This window comes from Solimonas soli DSM 21787 (genome assembly GCF_000474945.1).
In the GTDB taxonomy this organism is placed as follows: Bacteria; Pseudomonadota; Gammaproteobacteria; order Nevskiales; family Nevskiaceae; genus Solimonas; species Solimonas soli.
The window spans coordinates 20,808-38,047 of the sequence record NZ_KI440839.1 but is presented as its reverse complement, the minus strand read 5'-3'; the positions used below and the strand labels follow the sequence as shown (position 1 = coordinate 38,047).

Sequence of the window (17,240 nt, the reverse complement as noted above, 5' to 3'; positions counted from 1 at the left end):
CCCACCTCCCCTGGCCCCTCCCCCCGCGAGCGGGCGGAGGGGAATCGGTGTTGAGAGCGCGGCGTGCGGTTTCGAGCCCTCTCCTCCCGTCGGGAGGAGAGGGTCGGGTGAGGAGGGCGTTGCGGCGCGCGATGCGGGTTCGGCGCGCGACGCGGGCGCCCACCTCCCCTTGGCCCCTCCCCCCGCGGGCGGGCGGAGGGGGACGGTGATGAAAGTGCGGCGCGTTTCTTCGAGCCCTCTCCTCCCGCGGGGAGGAGGGCTCGCCGTCGACTCAGAACGCCGTGACGTCGGCCGCCATCGCTTCGGCGGCGCTCTCGCGCACGTTGGCGAGCAGGCTCGGCACCTGCGACAGCAGGCGCGTCGCGAAGAACCGGGCGGTGGCGCGCTTGTTCGCGGCGAACGTCGCGTCGCCGGCGGATTCGGCGGCGCGCACCATGCGCAGCCAGTTCCAGCCGAGATAGGTCAGCGCGAACGCGCGCAGGAAATCGACGCAGCCGAAGGCGGCATCGTCCGGCGTCAGCTTGTACGAGTTCTGCACCCAGGTCGTCGTCGCTTCGAGCTCGGCGAGCGCCCTGCCCAGCGGTCCGGCGATGAACTCCGGCGCGTGCTCGAGATCGGCGCGCACCGCGGCGAAGAAGCGCTTCGGCAGGCGGCCGCCGTGCAGCATCAGCTTGCGACGCACGAGGTCCATGGCCTGGATGCCATTGGTGCCCTCGTAGAGGCAGAGGATTTTCGAGTCGCGCACGATCTGCTCGATGCCGTGCTCGCGGATGAAGCCGTGGCCGCCGTAGACCTGCACGGCCATCGAGCCGAGTTCGACGGCCGAGTCGGTGAGGAAGGCCTTGACCAGCGGCGTGTTCAGCTCGACCCAGTCCTGCGCTTCTTCGCGGGCCGCGGCGTCGGCGGCGTGATGCGAGGCGTCGACGTGCATCGCCGTCTCATAGGCGAGCACGCGCGCGCCTTCGGTGATCGCCTTCATCTGCAGCAGCATGCGGCGCACGTCCGGATGATGGGCGATGACCTCGCCGCCGTTGAAGGCCTTGCCCTGCTTGCGTTCGAGCGCGTAGCGGACGGCGTTCTGCGTGGCGAGTTCGCACTGGCCGAGACCCTGGTAGCCGACCATGATGCGCGCGAGGTTCATCATCACGAACATGTTCTGGATGCCGGTGTTCGGCGCGCCGACCATCCAGCCGCGGGCGTTCTCGAACGACATCGTGCAGGTGCAGGAGCCGTGGATGCCCATCTTGTGTTCGATCGACACGCACTTGACCGGGTTGCGCGCGCCGAGCGTGCCGTCGGCGTTGACCAGGAACTTCGGCACGACGAAGGTCGACAGGCCCTTGATGCCGGGCGGCGAGTCCGGCAGGCGGGCGAGGACGAAGTGGACGATGTTGTCCACCATGCCGTGCTCGCCGGAGGTGATGAAGATCTTGCTGCCTTCGAGCAGATACGAGCCGTCGGCCTGCGGCGTGGCCCTGGTCTTGACGGCGGCGAGGTCCGAGCCGGCCTGCGGCTCGGTCATGCACATGGTGCCCGACCATTCGCCGGTCGCCAGCTTCGGCAGGTAGGTCTGCTTCTGCTCGTCGCTGCCATTGGCGGCGATCGCCTCGAAGCAGCCCTGCGTGAGGCCCGGGTACAGGGCGAACGCCACGTTCGCCGAGCACAGCAGCTCTTCGATGACCTTGCCGAGCGTGTAGGGCAGGCCGGCGCCGCCGTACTCCTGCTTCTGCATGATGCCGATCCAGCCGGCCTCGGCGTAGGCCTTCCAGAATTCGGCGAAGCCGTCCGGTACCTTGACGGTGTGGTCGCCGTTGTAGACGCAGCCCTGCGCGTCCGACTTGGCATTGAGCGGTGCCAGTTCCTTCTCGATCAGCTTGGCCGCTTCGTCGATCAGACCGCTCAGCGTCTCCGGCGTCGCTTCCTCGTAGCCGGGCAGCTGCGCCAGGCGGCCGACGCGAAGCACCTGGTTCAGAACGAAATTGATTTCCTTGAGGGGCGCCTGATAGCTCGCCATGATCGTGGTCCGGGGGGCTGAATTCGGGGCGCAAAGGCTAGCACGCGTGCCGCGCGGCGGGACTGGCTGAAAAGCTCATGGCGCTTGCCATTTTTTGCGAGTCGGCGGCGGGCGCCGACCCACGCGCGGATGAGCCGCCGATGCTTCGGGTAAACTTCGCGCGCTCCGCACACCGTCCTCGTCTTCATGAAGGTTCTGCTCACCGGCGCGGCCGGTTTCGTCGGCTTCTACTGCGCCCGGGCGCTGCTCGAACGCGGCGAGACGGTGGTCGGCTTCGACAATCTCAACGACTACTACGATCCGGCGCTCAAGCAGGCGCGCCTCGAACAGCTGCGGCCCTGCGCGAACTTCCGCTTCGTGCACGCCGATCTGGCCGACAAGGCGGCCGTCCTCGGCACCTTCGCAGCGGAAAAGCCGGACGTCGTGCTGCATCTGGCCGCGCAGGCCGGCGTGCGCTACTCGCTGCAGAACCCGCAGGCTTACGTCGACAGCAATCTGAGCGGTTTCATGAACGTGCTCGAGGCCTGCCGCGCGCAGCCGGTACGGCATCTGGTGTTTGCCTCGTCGTCCTCGGTGTACGGCGCCAACACCAAGGTGCCGTTCGCGGTCAGCGATACGACCGACCACCCGGTCAGCCTCTACGCCGCGACCAAGAAAGCCAACGAAGCGCTCGCGCACGCCTACAGCGATCTGTTCGACATTCCGGCCACCGGCCTGCGCTTCTTCACGGTGTATGGCCCCTGGGGCCGGCCGGACATGGCGTACTTCTCGTTCACGCGCGCGCTTTTCGAGGGCAAGCCGATCGAGGTCTACAACCATGGCGACATGGAGCGCGACTTCACCTACATCGACGACATCACCTCGGCCGTCGTGCGGCTGCTCGACCACGTGCCGCAGCGCGATCCGAGCTGGACCGGCAATCCGCCGGTGGCCGGGCGCAGCCGCGCGCCGTACCGGCTCTACAACATCGGCAATCATTCGCCGGTCCGGCTGCTGCACTTCATCGAAGTGCTCGAGCGGCTGACCGGGCGGCCGGCGCAGAAGGTGTTCAAGCCGATGGCGCCGGGCGACGTGCAGCGCACCTATGCCGACGTCAGCGACCTGAGACGCGATGTCGGCTTCGAGCCGGCGACGCCGATCGAGGACGGTCTGGCCAGCTTCGTGCGATGGTACCGGCAGTACTACAAGGTTTGAATCGCGGTTCCCGTCTCGGCATCCATATACCTGATAACCGGCTCAGAAGAATGAAAGTCACCGTTTTTGGCTCGGGCTACGTCGGCCTCGTCACCGCCGCCTGTCTCGCCGATGTCGGCAACCACGTGGTCTGCATCGATGTCGATCCGGCCAAGATCGCCACCCTGAAAGCCGGCCATTGCCCGTTCTACGAACCGGGCATCGAGGCGCTGCTGGTGCGCAACGCCAAGGCCGGCCGGCTCGAGTTCACGACCGATGCGAAGCACGGTGTCGACCACGGCGAGATCGTCTTCATCGCCGTCGGTACGCCGCCGCAGGAAGACGGCTCGGCCGACCTGCAATACGTGCTCGCCGTGGCGCGCACCATCGGCCAGCACATATCGGAGTACCGCGTCGTCTGCACCAAGTCGACCGTGCCGGTCGGCACCTCGGCCAAGGTGCGCAACGCGCTCGCCGCCGAACTCAGGAAGCGCGGCGCCGACTTGCCGTTCGATGTCGTCTCGAATCCGGAATTCCTCAAGGAGGGCGCCGCCGTCGAGGACTTCATGCGCCCGGACCGCATCGTCATCGGCACCGACAGCCCGCGCTCGCTGGAGCTGATGCGCGCGCTCTACGCGCCGTTCAACCGCAACCACGACCGCGTGATGGCCATGGACGTCGAGTCGGCGGAACTCACCAAGTACGCCGCCAACGCCATGCTGGCGACGCGCATCAGCTTCATGAACGAACTGGCCCTGCTCGCCGAGAAGGTCGGCGCCGATATCGAAAGCGTGCGCCGCGGCATCGGCTCGGACCCGCGCATCGGCTTCCACTTCCTGTACTCGGGTGCCGGTTACGGTGGCTCCTGCTTCCCCAAGGACGTCAAGGCGCTGATGCGCACCGGCGCCGAGCTGGGCCAGACCCTGCAGGTGCTCAAGGCCGTCGAGCTGGCCAACGACGCCCAGAAGCACGTGCTGTTCGACCGCATCGAGCAGTATCTCGGCAGCCTGCGCGGCAAGACCATCGCCATCTGGGGCCTGGCCTTCAAGCCCAACACCGACGACATGCGCGAGGCGCCGAGCCGCGTGCTGATCGAGGCGATCTGGGCCGCCGGCGGCAAGGTGCGCGCCTACGATCCGGTCGCCATGGACAATACCCGCGCGATCTACGGCGAGCGCCCCGACCTCGCGCTCGTCGGCTCGCCGGAAGAGGCCTGCGAAGGCGCCGACGTGCTGGCGATCGTCACCGAATGGGCCGTGTTCCGCAGCCCGGACTTCGCAGTGCTCAAGACGCTGCTGCGCACCCCGGCCATCTTCGACGGCCGCAACCTCTACGACCCGGCGGTGCCGGCCGCCGCCGGCTTCTACTACAAGTCGATCGGCCGCCGCACCGTGCCGGCCACCTGAGCCGCACCGCCGAACCGCCTCCTCACCCGACCCTCTCCTCCCGCCGGAAGGAGAGGGCTCGAACGCCGCGCCGCGCCGAGCTTCGAACACGGGGTTCCCTCCGCCCGCGGCGCGGGGGGGGGGAGGGGCCAGGGGAGGTGGGTGCCCGATCGAGCATCGCGGCGAGGTGGCCTCCTCCTCACCCAACCCTCTCCTCCAAAGGAGGAGAGGGCTCGAACGCCGCACCGCGCCGAGCTTCGAGCACGGGGTTCCCCTCCGCCCGCCTGCGGGGTCAGGGGAGGTGGGTGCCAGCGTCCTCCGCCAAGGCCAGCTCGATGGCCTCCATGACGCCATCCAGGTTCTCCATCACCTCGTTGTTCCAGAAGCGGATGACCCGATAGCCGCGGTCGCGCAGCGCCGCCGTTCGCCGGGCGTCCGCGTCGCCGTGCAGGGCGTGCTGTCCGCCGTCGATCTCGATCACGAGACGATGCGCGGGGATGGCGAAGTCGGCGATACAGGTGCCGATCGGATGCTGGCGGCGGATCTTGCACTGCGGACCGTAGCGCTGCCGCAGCGCGAACCACAGACGCTGCTCGGCAGACGTGGCGTTCCGCCGGAGTTCCCGGGCGCGACGGGTGCGGGTCCTGATGGTCATCGCCTTCATTGTTGGATGTTCGCGGCGGCGGCGGTGTGCAGCGCTTCACGACGCGGGGCGCTTTCCAGAGCCGATCCCCCTCCGCCCGCTTGCGGGGGAGGGGTTAGGGGAGGTGGGCGTTGCGTCGTGCGCCTTGCGCTGCATCACGCGCCGCATCCGCCTCCTCACCCAACCCTCTCCTCCAGAGGAGGAGAGGGTTCAGAGTGCTCGAAGCGCCTCGCTCATATCTCTCGATCCCCCTCCGCCCGCTTGCGGGGGGAGGGGCCAGGGGAGGTGGGCGTTGCGTCGTGCGCCTTGCACTGCATCACGCGCCGCATCCGCCTCCTCGTCCAACCCTCTCCTCCAGAGGAGGAGAGGGCTCAGAGTGCTCGAAGCGCCTCGCTCATCTCTCTCGATCCCCCTCCGCCCGCTTGCGGGGGGAGGGGTTAGGGGAGGTGGGCGTTGCGTCGCGCGCCGTGGCGTGATCGTTCCATCCGCCGCCCCTCATCCACCTTCCCAACGCGCGCGCCGGAGGCTCGAAGCGCGGCGCGATCCGGCAAGGGCAACCGGCCCCTACATGCGGCATAATCCCGCGCTCTTTCGAGCGCCATTGGAGTTTTTCGTGTTGGATTTCCTGATCAGCCCCGCTTTCGCGCAGCAGGCCGGTGCCGCTTCTCCGCAGAGCCTGCTCGGCGCTTTCTGGCCGCTGCTGGTGATGATTCCGCTGTTCTATTTCCTGCTGATCCGCCCGCAGAGCAAGCGCAACAAAGAACTGCGCGACATGCTCGCCAAGATCGCCAAGGGCGACGAAGTGGTGACCTCCGGCGGCCTGGCCGGCAAGGTCGTCGGCCTCGGCGAGACCTTCGTGACGGTCGAGATCGCCGACAACGTGCAGGCGAAGATCCAGAAGTCCGCCATCACCAGCGTCCTGCCCAAGGGCACGCTGAAGGCGCAGTAAGTTCATGACGCCGCGCCGGCCGTCGACGGCCGGCCGCGGCGCAAGACCCGAACGACGATGAAACCCTACTCGACCTGGAAGTACGTGCTGCTGGTGGTGGCGCTGCTGTTTGGCCTAGTCTACGCCGCGCCCAATCTGTATGGCGACGATCCGTCGGTGCAGATCTCGCTCGCCAGCGGCGATCCGCTGCCGGCCGAACTGGGCGACACCGTCGCCGCCGATCTCAAGGACGGCCAGCTCGTGCCGCGCGCCAGCGGCATCGAGAACGGGCAGTGGGTGGTGCGCTTCGACGCCGCCGAGCAGCAGCTCCGCGCGGCGGACCTGCTCAAGGAGAAGCTCGGCGACCGTTACGTCGTCGCGCTGAATCTGGCCTCGAAGACGCCGGGCTGGCTGCGCGCGCTCGGCGCCAAGCCGATGAACCTCGGCCTCGACCTGCGCGGTGGCGTGCACTTCCTGCTCGAAGTGGACATCAACGAGGTCCGCAAGAAGGCGGTCGACCGCATCGTCACCGAAGTGCCGGCGCTGCTGCGCAAGGAAGACATCCGCTACACCGGCCGCCGGCAGACCGACAGCGCGGCGATCCTCGAATTCGCCGACGGCGAGCGCCGCGACGCCGCGCAGCGCCTGATCACCAAGAACTTCGCCGAGTACCAGGTGACGTCGCCGGCCGACAACCCGCTGGCCCTGCAGATTTCGCTGTCGGAGAAGGAAGCCAAGCGCATCGTCGACTTCGCCGTGCAGCAGAACCTGACCACGCTGCGCAACCGCGTCAACCAGCTCGGCGTTGCCGAACCGCTGGTGCAGCGTCAGGGCGCGAACCGCATCGTCGTCGAACTGCCGGGCATCCAGGACACCACGCGCGTCAAGGAAATCCTCGGCGCGACGGCGACGCTGGAGTACCGCGCGGTGGCCGAAGGCGATGCGCAGACGGCGGCGGCGACCGGCGTGATCCCGGCCGGCACCGAGCTGTTCTATACGCGCGACACGCACATCCCGTATCTGCTCAAGCGCGAGATCATCGCCGGCGGCGACAATCTCGTCGACGCGGCCTCGACGGTCGATCAGGACGGCGGCCCGGCGGTCAGCGTGACGCTCGACGCCACCGGCGCCAAGAACATGTTCGCGTTCACCGAAAAGAACGTCGGCAAGCCGATGGCGGTGCTGTTCAAGGAGCGCGAGGTCGTCACCACGCACAACGCCAAGGGCGAGGCGATCCGCGAGCACCGCGAGGTGGAGGAGATCATTTCCGTCGCCAGCATTCGCGGTGTGTTCGGCAAGCGTTTCCAGACGACGGGCCTGGGCAGCAAGGAGGCGCACAACCTCGCGCTGCTGCTGAAGGCCGGCGCGCTGGCGGCGCCGGTCGACATCGTCGAGGAGCGCACCGTCGGCCCGAGCCTCGGCGCCGACAACATCCGCAAGGGCTTCACCGCGGCAGCGCTGGGCCTCGCCCTGGTCGCGGTGTTCATGGTGTTCTACTACCGCGTGTTCGGCTTCTTCGCGGTCGGCGCGCTGCTGCTCAACCTGGTGCTGCTGGTCGCCGTGCTGTCGATCCTGCAGGCCACCCTGACGATGCCCGGCATCGCCGGCGTGGTGCTGCACATGGGTATCGCGGTCGACGCCAACGTGCTGATCTACGAGCGTATCCGCGAGGAGTTGCGCAACGGCAGCAAGCCGCATCATGCGATCGAGGCCGGCTACGAGCGCGCCTTCCTGACCATCGCCGACGCCAACGTCACCGTGCTGATCGGCACCGTGGTGCTGTTCGCGCTCGGCGCCGGGCCGGTGAAGGGCTTCGCCATCACGCTGTTCATCGGCATCATCACCTCGCAGTTCACCGCCATCGTCGGCTCGCGTGCCCTCGCGCAGCTGTGTTTCGCCAAGCGTCCGCTCAAGGACGTCCCGATCTGGTGAGCGCGATGCTGGCCCCGCCCCTCCTCACCCAACCCTCTCCTCCGGCGGAGGAGAGGGCTCAAGCGCCCGCCAGGGGAGGTGGGTGCCCGATCGAGCCTCAGCGCGACGCACGCCTCCTCACCCAACCCTCTCCTCCAGCGGAGCAGAGAGCTCAAGCGCCCGCGATTCCCCTCCGCCCGCGCGCGGGGGGAGGGGTCAGGGGAGGTGGGCGCCCGATCGAGCCTCAGCGCGACGTGCCCCTCCTCACCGAACCCTCTCCTCCGTCGGAGCAGAGAGCTCAAGCGCCCGCGATTCCCCTCCGCCCGCGTGCGGGAGGAGGGGGCAGGGGAGGTGGGAGCCCGATCGAGCCTCACCGCGACGCACGCCTCCTCACCCAACCCTCTCCTCCGGCGGAGGAGAGGGCTCAAGCGCCCGCCAGGGGAGGTGGGCGCCCGATCGAGCCTCGCCGCGAACGTGCCCATCAGACTCACCCCATCCTCTCCGCCGCAGGGCGGGGAAGGCTCAGATCAGAAGAGACAGCGTGCCTCGCACCAGCGCGCTAACCGGCCAGGCCTTCCAATGAAATTCTTTGCCCGCGTTCCCAGCATCAACTTCATGGCCCAGCGCAAGGTGGGTCTGGTGATTTCCACCGTCCTGACTGCTGCCGCCATCCTGCTCGTCGCCTTCCGCGGCCTGAACTTCGGCATCGACTTCACCGGCGGCGTGCTCGTCGAGGTGGCGTATCCGAAGAGCGTGGAACTGGACACCGTCCGCCACGATCTCGGCGAGGCCGGCTACGAGCGTGCCGTCGTGCAGTACTTCGGCGCCGCTTCCTCGGTGCTGATCCGCCTGCCGCCCAACCGCACCGAAAGCTCGGCGCAGGTCAGCACGCACGTGCTCGAGGCCCTGCATGCGGAGGATAACGGCATCACCCTGCGCCGCATCGAGTTCGTCGGCCCGCAGATCGGCGACGAGCTGTTCGAGAAGGGCGGCCTTGCCCTGCTGTTCGCCTTCATGGGCATCGCCGCGTACATCATGTTCCGCTTCGAGTGGAAATTCTCGGTCGGCGCCATCGCCGCGCTGATCCACGACGCCGTCATGGTGCTGGGCTTTCTGTCGATCTTCCAGGTCGAGTTCGACATCACCACGCTGGCCGCCATCCTGGCCCTGATCGGCTACTCGAACAACGAGACCATCGTCATCTTCGACCGCATCCGCGAAAACCTCATCGCGGAGCGGCGCAGCGACATCCTGGACGTGGTCAACCTGTCCGTGAACCAGACCATCCTACGCTCCGTGATCACCCACTTGACCACGCTGCTGGTCTTGACCGCCCTGCTCATCTTCGGCGGCCCGACGGTCCACAGCTTCGCCGTTGCACTGATCGTGGGCGTGATCGTGGCGACGTACTCGTCCATCTACGTCTCCACCAATCTCGCCGTCGCGCTCGGCATCTCCCGAGAGGATCTGGTCCCCGCCAAAGACAAGGAAATCGACGAGCTGCCCTGAGCCGGTGCCCCCCTAAACAAGGGGCATGAGGCGGTGTGAGGCCGGTGTCACACTCGCGGCCCGTCTCGCGTGGCATGCTTAATGCTGCTTTGCACCATGGACGATTCGAGGTTACATTCTGACGCTCGAATCTGGTGCGCTGCAGTTACAGGGGGATAGGGCAGGAGGCTCTATCCAGGGATTCCAGAAAAAGCGCTGCGGTCAGTGGCGACCGTAACGAAGATGAGGGGTTATCGCATGGAAGGTGGACCGGCGCCCGGCCCGCTCCAGGCTCGCGAGTTGGACTTCGAGACGCGGTTTCGCGTCGAGGTCCCGGTTGGACGGCTGGAACAAGCAGATCGTCACGTTCGCGTTGATGACAGTGGCGCGGACGCGTCTGCAGCGGTGCGGGCTCGCGTCAATGGCCTCTACCCCCGACTCGGCAAGCGGGCATTCGACCTTCTGTTTTCCGCCGCTTTCCTGCTCTTTCCGGGAGTCTGGCTGTTCCTCCTGATCGGTCTGGCGATTCGCATCGATTCACGTGGCCCCGTGTTTTTTCGTCAGAAGCGAGTGGGCGTGGACGGGCGGGCCTTTACCTGCCTGAAATTCCGGACAATGACCTACGATCCCGAGGCGCGCTTCGTTCAGGCCAAGAAGAACGATTGCCGGGTGACCAGAGTTGGCGCTTTTCTCCGGCGCTCCAATCTCGATGAGCTCCCCCAGTTCATCAACGTGCTATGGGGCGACATGTCGGTCATAGGGCCGCGGCCTCACGTACCGGAGCTCGATACGGTGTTCAAGGACGTGGTCCCGGGATATGGTTTGCGCAACATGGTGAAGCCCGGCGTCTCGGGGCTGGCGCAAATTTCGGGCTGCCGGGGAGAGACGCGCAGCGTGCGCGAAATGACGCATCGTATTCGCTTCGACCTTTTCTATTGCCGCAACGTCAGCTTGGCAATGGATTTCAAGCTCGTCTGGCTGACCGTCCTGTGCGCGCTTCGGGGTGACGAGAAAGCTTATTAAAGAGGGCATTCGAAGCGGTATGGGCGGCATCTCGGAGGCCTCGCCCGGATGGCAGGAATAGTTGACCATCGCTTCGTCAGGCGTGCAGAGTTGTAAGAAAACCCAGTTTCACGGAGATCATATGCAGCTGCTCCTGCGGCGCGCGGCGTTTATTGGTGCCTGCCTGCTCGGAATCCTGTTGTCCGGCTGCGCGGGTATGTCCGCGCCATACAATTCCGGTTCGCTCGAGCGCAACAAGGAGCCGGAGGTCCTGACGCTGACTCCGGATCTTCTGCTGAACATGAAAACGCAGGCTGACGCGGCCGCGAATGCGCCGGCCACGCTGCCGAGCAGTGATCGTTCGACCTATCGGTACCGGATTCAGCCGAACGACATTTTGAAGATCTCCGTGCCGTCCGTCGTCATTTTCAATTCGCCCGGCGATGCGCGTATCGTCAACGGCAATACCGACGATGGCTTCACGGTCTACGACGACGGCACGGTCTATCTGCCGTTTGGTGGATATGTTCCAGTGGCGGGCGCAACTCCGGCCGAAGCTCAGGCGCGGGTCATCAAGGCGCTCTCGACGTACTTGAAAACCGGACAGGTCGTCGTTGCAGTCGCCGACTTCCGCAGTCAGCGCGTGATGGTGACGGGCCAGGTGCAGAAGCCGGGCTATCAGCCGATCACCGACGTTCCGCTGACCTTGATCGCGGCGATCTCTGCTTCAGGAGGGATCCTCCAGTTACGAGGCCAGCAGGATCCGCGGGCGATCACGACGGCCGCGGCGCAGATTCAGACGAGCACCGCCGAATATCCCGATCTGAAACACGTCCTCTTGAAGCGCGGCGACGTCCAATACGTCGTCGACGTTGAAAAGATGCTGAAGACGGGCGATGTGCGCGAAGACTTCATTCTGCAGGACGGCGACGTGGTGATCGTTCCGCCGCTCAAGCATGACGTGCTCTTCGTGCTCGGTGAAGTCATACGGCCGGCGTTGGTGGAAGTCAGTCACGGCGACGCGAATCTCGCCAAAGTCCTTGTTGCGGCCGGAGGTATCAATCAATTGTCGGCCAACGCGCGTCGTATCTACATTATCCGTGGCGACTTCGAGGATCCGAAGATTTACCAGTTGGACTCGCGTCATCCGGACGCGCTGCTGTTGGCACAAAAATTCGAGTTGCAGGGCAACGACATCGTTTATGTGGCGGAGGCGCCGATCGGCCGCTGGAACCGTGCGCTGTCGCAAATCCTGCCGACCCTGCAGGGCCTGCTCAGCACGGCCGTCATTGTGAATACCGTCGACAATCTCGGCGGGAACTAGGCAAAGGGGATACGCAAATCGCGCATCGACGTAGCGCTACGAGCCAACGGAAATCGGATACCCGAGAGATGCGCATTTTGATTCATGCCGGCAACTTCTTCCCCGAGAAGACCGGCATCGGAAAATACACGGGAGAGATGGCGGCGTGGCTGGCCGCGCGTGGTCATGACGTGCAGGTGATTACGGGCTTTCCGTATTACCCGGAATGGAAACTGGCAACCGGCTATCGACTGGGTTATCACCAGGAGAATTGGCGTGGCGTAACCGTGAGCCGCGTGCCGCACTACATCCCCAAGGATGGGCGCGTCACGTCGCTGCGGCGCATCCTCGTCGACCTGAGTCTGGTTGCGGCGAGCAGCGCATCATGGCTGCGCGTGCTGTTCGGCCGTCAGAAGCCTGACGTGATCATTGCCGTCTGCCCACCACTCTTTTCCGGCGTCTGGCCGAGGCTGATCAGTCGTCTGCGCTGTGTTCCGTGGGTCTATCACATCCAGGATTTCCAGGTCGATGCCGCGCTCGGCCTGGGGATGCTTAAAGGCGGGGTAATTGGAAAACTGCTGCTGAAGATGGAGACCGGCCTGCTCCGTTCGGCCACCAGGGTGTCGTCGATCACCCCGGCCATGTGTCGCCGCGCCGTTGCCAAGGGCGCCGACGAGAAGCATGTGATTGAGCTGGCTAACTGGAGCGATGTGCGCGGGATTCGACCGAGCCCGAGCGACAACACCTTCCGTCGCGAACTGGGTGTCGGGCCAGAGCAGACGCTGGTCATGTATGCCGGTGCGATGGGCCGCAAGCAGGGACTGCCGCTGGTGCTGGATGTCGCGGAGCAATTGCTCGATGACCCACGCTTCAAGTTCGCCATGGTGGGCTCAGGCTCCGACGCAGAGGAATTGCGCGATCAGGCACGGCAGCGCGGTTTGCATAACATGCATTTCCTGCCGCTGCAGCCATTGGAGCGACTCAATGAGATGCTGGCTTCTGCGGATATTCACCTGGTGATCCAGCGCGCCCATGCGGCGGATCTGGTCATGCCGTCCAAGCTGACCAACATTCTCGCTGCCGGGCGTCCGGCACTGGTCACCGCCGAACCGGGAACGGCGCTGTTCGAAGCGGTTCAGGACGCCCGGACGGGTCTGGTGGTGCCGCCCGAAGATCGCGATTCTCTGATAGCGGCGCTGAAAAAAATGGCGGAAAATTCCGAACTTCGCCAGCAGCTTGCAAAAAATGCGCGCCTGTACGCGGAGACCCGCCTCGATCAGGATGCGATTCTCGGCCGTTTCGAAAGAGAACTGGCTCATTTGATCCGAGGAGCTGCAGCAGCGACTCCGGCGCCCGCATCGCAAGTCAGGATGCAGGGAAACAACAAAGGCCCTGCCGGCCGATAACGAATGCGTTTTATCGTGAACGATCAGAATCAAACTCCGAACCTCACCGGCCCGCTGACAAGGGACGACGAAGAAATCAACCTTCGCGAGCTGCTCGATATTGTGTGGAGCGGCAAATGGATCGTGCTCGCGATCACGGTGGCCACTACGCTGCTAAGCGTGATCTATGCGCTCACGGCCCAGCCCATTTACCAGGCCGATGGGCTCGTGCAGGTCGAGAAGGAAAAGAGCGCTTTGGGCTCGTCGGTGGACCAGCTTTCATCTCTGATCGGATCTCCGCCCACCGAGGCTCCGGCCGAGATTGCGCTGATCAAGAGCAATATGGTGCTGGGCTCGGTAATCGACAATCTCAAGCTCTACATCCGCGTCGAGCCGAACTATTTTCCCGTTATCGGCAAGGCGATCGTGCGGCGCCGTACGGGCCTGTCGGCACCCGCACCCGCGCCCCTGGGACTGCGGCGCTTTGCCTGGGGCGGAGAGCGCGTGCGGATCACCGCGCTGGACTTCCCGGAAAACTGGTACGACCTGGGCTTTACGCTGACCGTGGGACAGGACGGCGACTATGCTTTGAACAACGGGGACGGCGAGCTTGTGCTGCAGGGCAAGGCCGGCATCCGCGCGAGTGTGGAAACCCCGGATGGTCCGGTCTCGATCTTCGTGCAGGAGCTGAACGCCCGTCCGGGCACCCGTTTCACGGTGACACGTGTTGCTCTGCAGACGCTCCTGGGGGATCTCAATGAGAGACTGACGGTAAACGAGCAACCCCGCGACTCCGGCATGCTCAATCTGCAGTTCGAAGACAATGATCGGCACTTTTCGGCGCAATTCGTCAATGCCGTTGAGGATGCCTATCTGAGCCAGAACGTCGAGCGACGCTCGGCTCAGGCAGCGCAATCGCTGGACTTCCTGAAAAAGCAATTGCCGGATCTGCGAGCCAAGGTCGATGAAGCACAGGCCAAGCTCAATACCTACAAGCTGAAGAAGGGGTCGGTGGACGTGCAGCAGGAGACGCAAATCGTCCTGCAACAGTCTGTCGAGCTCGAAACGCAGCGTCTGGACCTCATGCAGAAGCGTGATGCGGCATTGCTGCGATATACGGCGCAGCACCCTGTCGTGACTTCGTTGAATCAGCAGATCGCCGGCGTGGAGCGCGAGCAGGAGTCCCTGAAAAAAAGGGTGGCCACGCTTCCAGAGACACAGCAAGAAGTACTGAGCCTGATGCGCGATCTTGATGTGAACACGCAGCTTTATACGGCATTGCTGAATTCTGCGCAGGAACTCCAGGTCACCAAAGCCGGTACCGTGGGCAATGTTCGCATCGTGGATCGTGCTCTGATGCCTTTGAGTCCGGCAAAGCCAAAAAAGAAGCTCATAGCCGTGTTTGGTCTTATATGCGGCGCTTTCATCGGCACGATGACGGTATTCGCCATGCGAGCGCTGTTGCGCGGTGTGGACCGTCCGGAAGAACTGGAGCGCGTACTGGGCCTGCCAACCTACGCCTCGATCCCATACTCGCCCGTACAGCGGCGATTAATGCGGCGCATTAAGCAGAAGGCAGCTGAAGGCCAGATTCTCGCTGCCCTGGATGGTACCGAACTCGCGATCGAGGCGTTGCGCAGCCTGCGCACGTCGTTGCACTTCGCGATGCTGGAGGCCCCGAACAACATCATCATGCTGACCGGTCCGATCGCAGGGCTGGGAAAGAGCTTCGTATCAATCAATCTCGGCGCGGTGCTGGCGCTCTCAGGGAAGCGCACGATCGTGCTCGACGCCGATCTCCGCCGCGGCCATTTGTACAAGTATGCCAATACGGAGCAAAAGCCGGGGATTAGCGAGTACATCACAGGCACGGCGGAGCAGGTAGCGATCATCAGAAAAACCGCAGTCCAGAATCTGGATTTCATCGCTGGCGGTACGCGCCCGCCGAACCCTTCCGAAATCCTCATGCACGATCGCTTCGCGCAGCTGATGCGTGACCTCTCCGCGAAATACGACTATGTACTCGTCGATACGCCTCCAGTATTGCCGGTGACGGACGCCGCGATCATAGGCCGCCTTGCCGGTACGACGATGGTGGTGCTCAAGTCTGCAGAACATCCGATGCGCGCCATCGAAGAGACCGTGCGGCGTTTGCGACAGGCTGGCGTCAAGGTCCGCGGGATGATCTTCAATCAAGTCGGCGCTCGCGTCGGCAGCTACGGCTATGGCGCATATGGGTATGCATACGGTTACTCGAGTTATGGCTATAAGTCGAAGCCGGACTCCACTTAAGGCTCCGAGCTATTCATTAACGTTTTTTGCCGACGATAATTTCCCATGCTGCAAGGGAAGGGATTTATTATCGACCCTGAGTTGCCGTATTTTCCGAATTGGCAAAAAGCATCTGATTAGATATACAGCCCGGCAAGATCCACGTGTCGACTCTGCTAAGTCACCGTTGTCAGGCTCGTTCTCCAACCGTCGCTGGTGCAAAACCTCAGCTTCTTTGGGGCGCTTTATCCGTGTGCCAATTCAATGGGACGATGTTTGGCTCGTTTTCACGGATATGGAGTCTATGAAGATGCATAAGATTACTCCTCCGATGGATACAAAGGGCCAATGATCGTGGCAACGGCCGATTCATAGGCCGACAATTTGCATGCTTGGAAAAGGACGCCATCCTGCGCTTACTTCAGATGTCCATGCAACGCATATTCGCCAAGCTCTCAAATCGGCCCTCAGCACAAAAAATGCTGTCGAATGCGGCTTGGATGATGGGCGAGCAGATGATCCGCCTTACGGCAGCGCTGCTGATCGGTGTGTGGATGGCCCGATACCTTGGCCCCGCAGACTTCGGTCGACTTAATTCTGCAATCGCCTATGCCGGCATCTTCGCGATCTTCGCCAAGTTAGGACTGGATCGGATCTTCGTGCGCGAGCTGGTGGAGCACGCCAAAGACGAATTATATGCAAGCCGCTTTCTCGCCGTTATGTGGACGATGCGACTTACTGGCGCTGTGGTGGCTTACTCGGCCGCAGTAGGTGTGCAGTGGATTAGCGGATGGGGCGACGGATGGATTGTCGCTATCGTCAGCTCTCAGATTCTCTTCAGCGTGACCGATAGCATCGATTTGTTATTTCAATCACGGGTTAATTCTAAGCCGGTCGTAATGGCGCGCAGCCTAGCCTTTTTCGCGACGTCGGGTGTGAAGCTCGTGTTGCTCTATTTCCAAGCACCCTTGTCCTCCTTCGTGTGGGTCATGCTGCTGGACTTCGCGGCCTCCAGTCTGGCGCTCGTTCTTATTTATCACAGGCATCATCTGATCAAGATGCGCCTGGCCTTCGAAGCGAGCACTAGCGCACGGCTACTTCAGGAGTCGTGGCCCGAAATTTTCGCTGGCTTCAGTGGCCTACTGCTCATGCGACTCGATCAGGTCATGCTGCGCGAGCTTGATGGCCCAGAAGCGGCCGGCATCTTCGCCGTAGCGGCGCGATTATCGGAGGCTTGGTACTTTGTGCCCATGGCACTGATTTCATCATCATTTCCCGCTATTGTCCGCATCAAGACTGAGCGCCCCGCAGATTACATGCGCGAACTGCAGAAGTTGATGACGATGCTGGTCGGGCTCGCTTATCTGGTTATTGCCATCGTGCAATTCCTCGCCGCCCCTGCAATCAAGTTTTTGTATGGCGCCAGCTATGCGGAGTCAGCCACCATTCTCGTCATTCAGATCTGGTGTGGCCTATTCATGTCTCTGGGCTTGGGTTCAGGCTCATGGATTATGGCGGAACGAAAGGTCCGGCTGAATCTCTTCCGCAATCTTATAGGTGCGTCAGTCAACGTGGTGCTCAATCTCATCCTGATCCCACGGTACGGTGCTGTTGGCGCTGCTGTTGCCACCCTGACTTCGCTATCCGTTGCGTACTTGGTGTTCGACTTCGTATGTAGGCCCATGCGTCCAATGGCGAAGATCAAGCTAAGATCCCTAATTCTCCTGAGGCACTGAT

Annotated in this window: 12 protein-coding genes; 10 read left to right on the top strand and 2 right to left on the bottom strand. The window is 63.6% G+C overall.

Features of this window, described 5'->3' with window-relative positions; genetic code table 11:
• Window positions 1–271: 271 nt before the first annotated feature.
• Window positions 272–2,014 (bottom strand): acyl-CoA dehydrogenase family protein, encoded by a 1,743-nt coding sequence (locus K344_RS0117880; protein ID WP_028081815.1) that lies wholly within the window; start codon window positions 2,012–2,014, stop codon window positions 272–274.
• Window positions 2,015–2,200: 186 nt separating this feature from the next.
• On the opposite strand from K344_RS0117880, the gene K344_RS0117875 reads away from it, so the two are divergent.
• Together K344_RS0117875 and K344_RS0117870 are read left to right on the top strand one after the other, a co-directional pair.
• Entirely contained in the window at window positions 2,201–3,208 is a 1,008-nt protein-coding gene (locus K344_RS0117875; protein ID WP_028081814.1) for an NAD-dependent epimerase, read from the top strand.
• A gap of 50 nt (window positions 3,209–3,258) precedes the next feature.
• On the top strand, window positions 3,259–4,593 hold the full coding sequence (locus tag K344_RS0117870) for a UDP-glucose dehydrogenase family protein (RefSeq protein WP_028081813.1): 1,335 nt from the start codon (window positions 3,259–3,261) through the stop codon (window positions 4,591–4,593).
• A 271-nt stretch (window positions 4,594–4,864) separates the two neighbouring features.
• Here K344_RS0117870 and K344_RS22440 read toward each other — a convergent pair whose 3' ends face one another.
• Window positions 4,865–5,227 carry an endonuclease domain-containing protein gene (locus K344_RS22440; protein ID WP_043114961.1) on the bottom strand — a complete coding sequence of 121 codons (363 nt, stop codon included), beginning with the start codon at window positions 5,225–5,227 and terminating at the stop codon, window positions 4,865–4,867.
• 604 nt (window positions 5,228–5,831) lie between these two features.
• Here K344_RS22440 and yajC point away from each other — a divergent pair.
• From yajC to K344_RS0117825, 8 genes are all read left to right on the top strand, one after another.
• The gene (gene yajC / locus K344_RS0117860; protein ID WP_028081812.1) at window positions 5,832–6,164 is read left to right on the top strand and encodes a preprotein translocase subunit YajC; all 333 of its coding nucleotides are present in this window, start codon (window positions 5,832–5,834) and stop codon (window positions 6,162–6,164) included.
• Between the two features lie 57 nt (window positions 6,165–6,221).
• On the top strand, window positions 6,222–8,075 hold the full coding sequence (secD, locus tag K344_RS0117855; protein WP_028081811.1) for a protein translocase subunit SecD: 1,854 nt from the start codon (window positions 6,222–6,224) through the stop codon (window positions 8,073–8,075).
• 594 nt (window positions 8,076–8,669) lie between these two features.
• Window positions 8,670–9,563 (top strand): protein translocase subunit SecF, encoded by an 894-nt coding sequence (secF, locus tag K344_RS0117850; RefSeq protein WP_211234580.1) that lies wholly within the window; start codon window positions 8,670–8,672, stop codon window positions 9,561–9,563.
• 279 nt (window positions 9,564–9,842) lie between these two features.
• Window positions 9,843–10,565, top strand: a complete 723-nt coding sequence (locus tag K344_RS22435) for a sugar transferase (protein ID WP_211234579.1) — start codon at window positions 9,843–9,845, stop codon at window positions 10,563–10,565.
• Between the two features lie 121 nt (window positions 10,566–10,686).
• Window positions 10,687–11,868 carry a polysaccharide biosynthesis/export family protein gene (locus K344_RS0117840; RefSeq protein WP_084197598.1) on the top strand — a complete coding sequence of 394 codons (1,182 nt, stop codon included), beginning with the start codon at window positions 10,687–10,689 and terminating at the stop codon, window positions 11,866–11,868.
• A gap of 68 nt (window positions 11,869–11,936) precedes the next feature.
• Window positions 11,937–13,253, top strand: a complete 1,317-nt coding sequence (locus K344_RS22430) for a WcaI family glycosyltransferase (RefSeq protein WP_051362382.1) — start codon at window positions 11,937–11,939, stop codon at window positions 13,251–13,253.
• Window positions 13,254–13,268: 15 nt separating this feature from the next.
• Window positions 13,269–15,524, top strand: coding sequence for a polysaccharide biosynthesis tyrosine autokinase (locus K344_RS0117830; protein ID WP_169729321.1), 2,256 nt, complete (start codon window positions 13,269–13,271; stop codon window positions 15,522–15,524).
• Between the two features lie 371 nt (window positions 15,525–15,895).
• Window positions 15,896–17,239, top strand: a complete 1,344-nt coding sequence (locus tag K344_RS0117825; RefSeq protein WP_084197597.1) for a flippase — start codon at window positions 15,896–15,898, stop codon at window positions 17,237–17,239.
• Window position 17,240: the final 1 nt, after the last annotated feature.

Coding starts and splice junctions, on each gene's coding strand:
- K344_RS0117880 (WP_028081815.1), bottom strand. CDS start 2,014: ATGGCGAGCTATCAGGCGCCCCTCAAGGAAATCAATTTCGTTCTGAAC.
- K344_RS0117875 (WP_028081814.1), top strand. CDS start 2,201: ATGAAGGTTCTGCTCACCGGCGCGGCCGGTTTCGTCGGCTTCTACTGC.
- K344_RS0117870 (WP_028081813.1), top strand. CDS start 3,259: ATGAAAGTCACCGTTTTTGGCTCGGGCTACGTCGGCCTCGTCACCGCC.
- K344_RS22440 (WP_043114961.1), bottom strand. CDS start 5,227: ATGACCATCAGGACCCGCACCCGTCGCGCCCGGGAACTCCGGCGGAAC.
- secD (WP_028081811.1), top strand. CDS start 6,222: ATGAAACCCTACTCGACCTGGAAGTACGTGCTGCTGGTGGTGGCGCTG.
- secF (WP_211234580.1), top strand. CDS start 8,670: ATGGCCCAGCGCAAGGTGGGTCTGGTGATTTCCACCGTCCTGACTGCT.
- K344_RS0117840 (WP_084197598.1), top strand. CDS start 10,687: ATGCAGCTGCTCCTGCGGCGCGCGGCGTTTATTGGTGCCTGCCTGCTC.
- K344_RS22430 (WP_051362382.1), top strand. CDS start 11,937: ATGCGCATTTTGATTCATGCCGGCAACTTCTTCCCCGAGAAGACCGGC.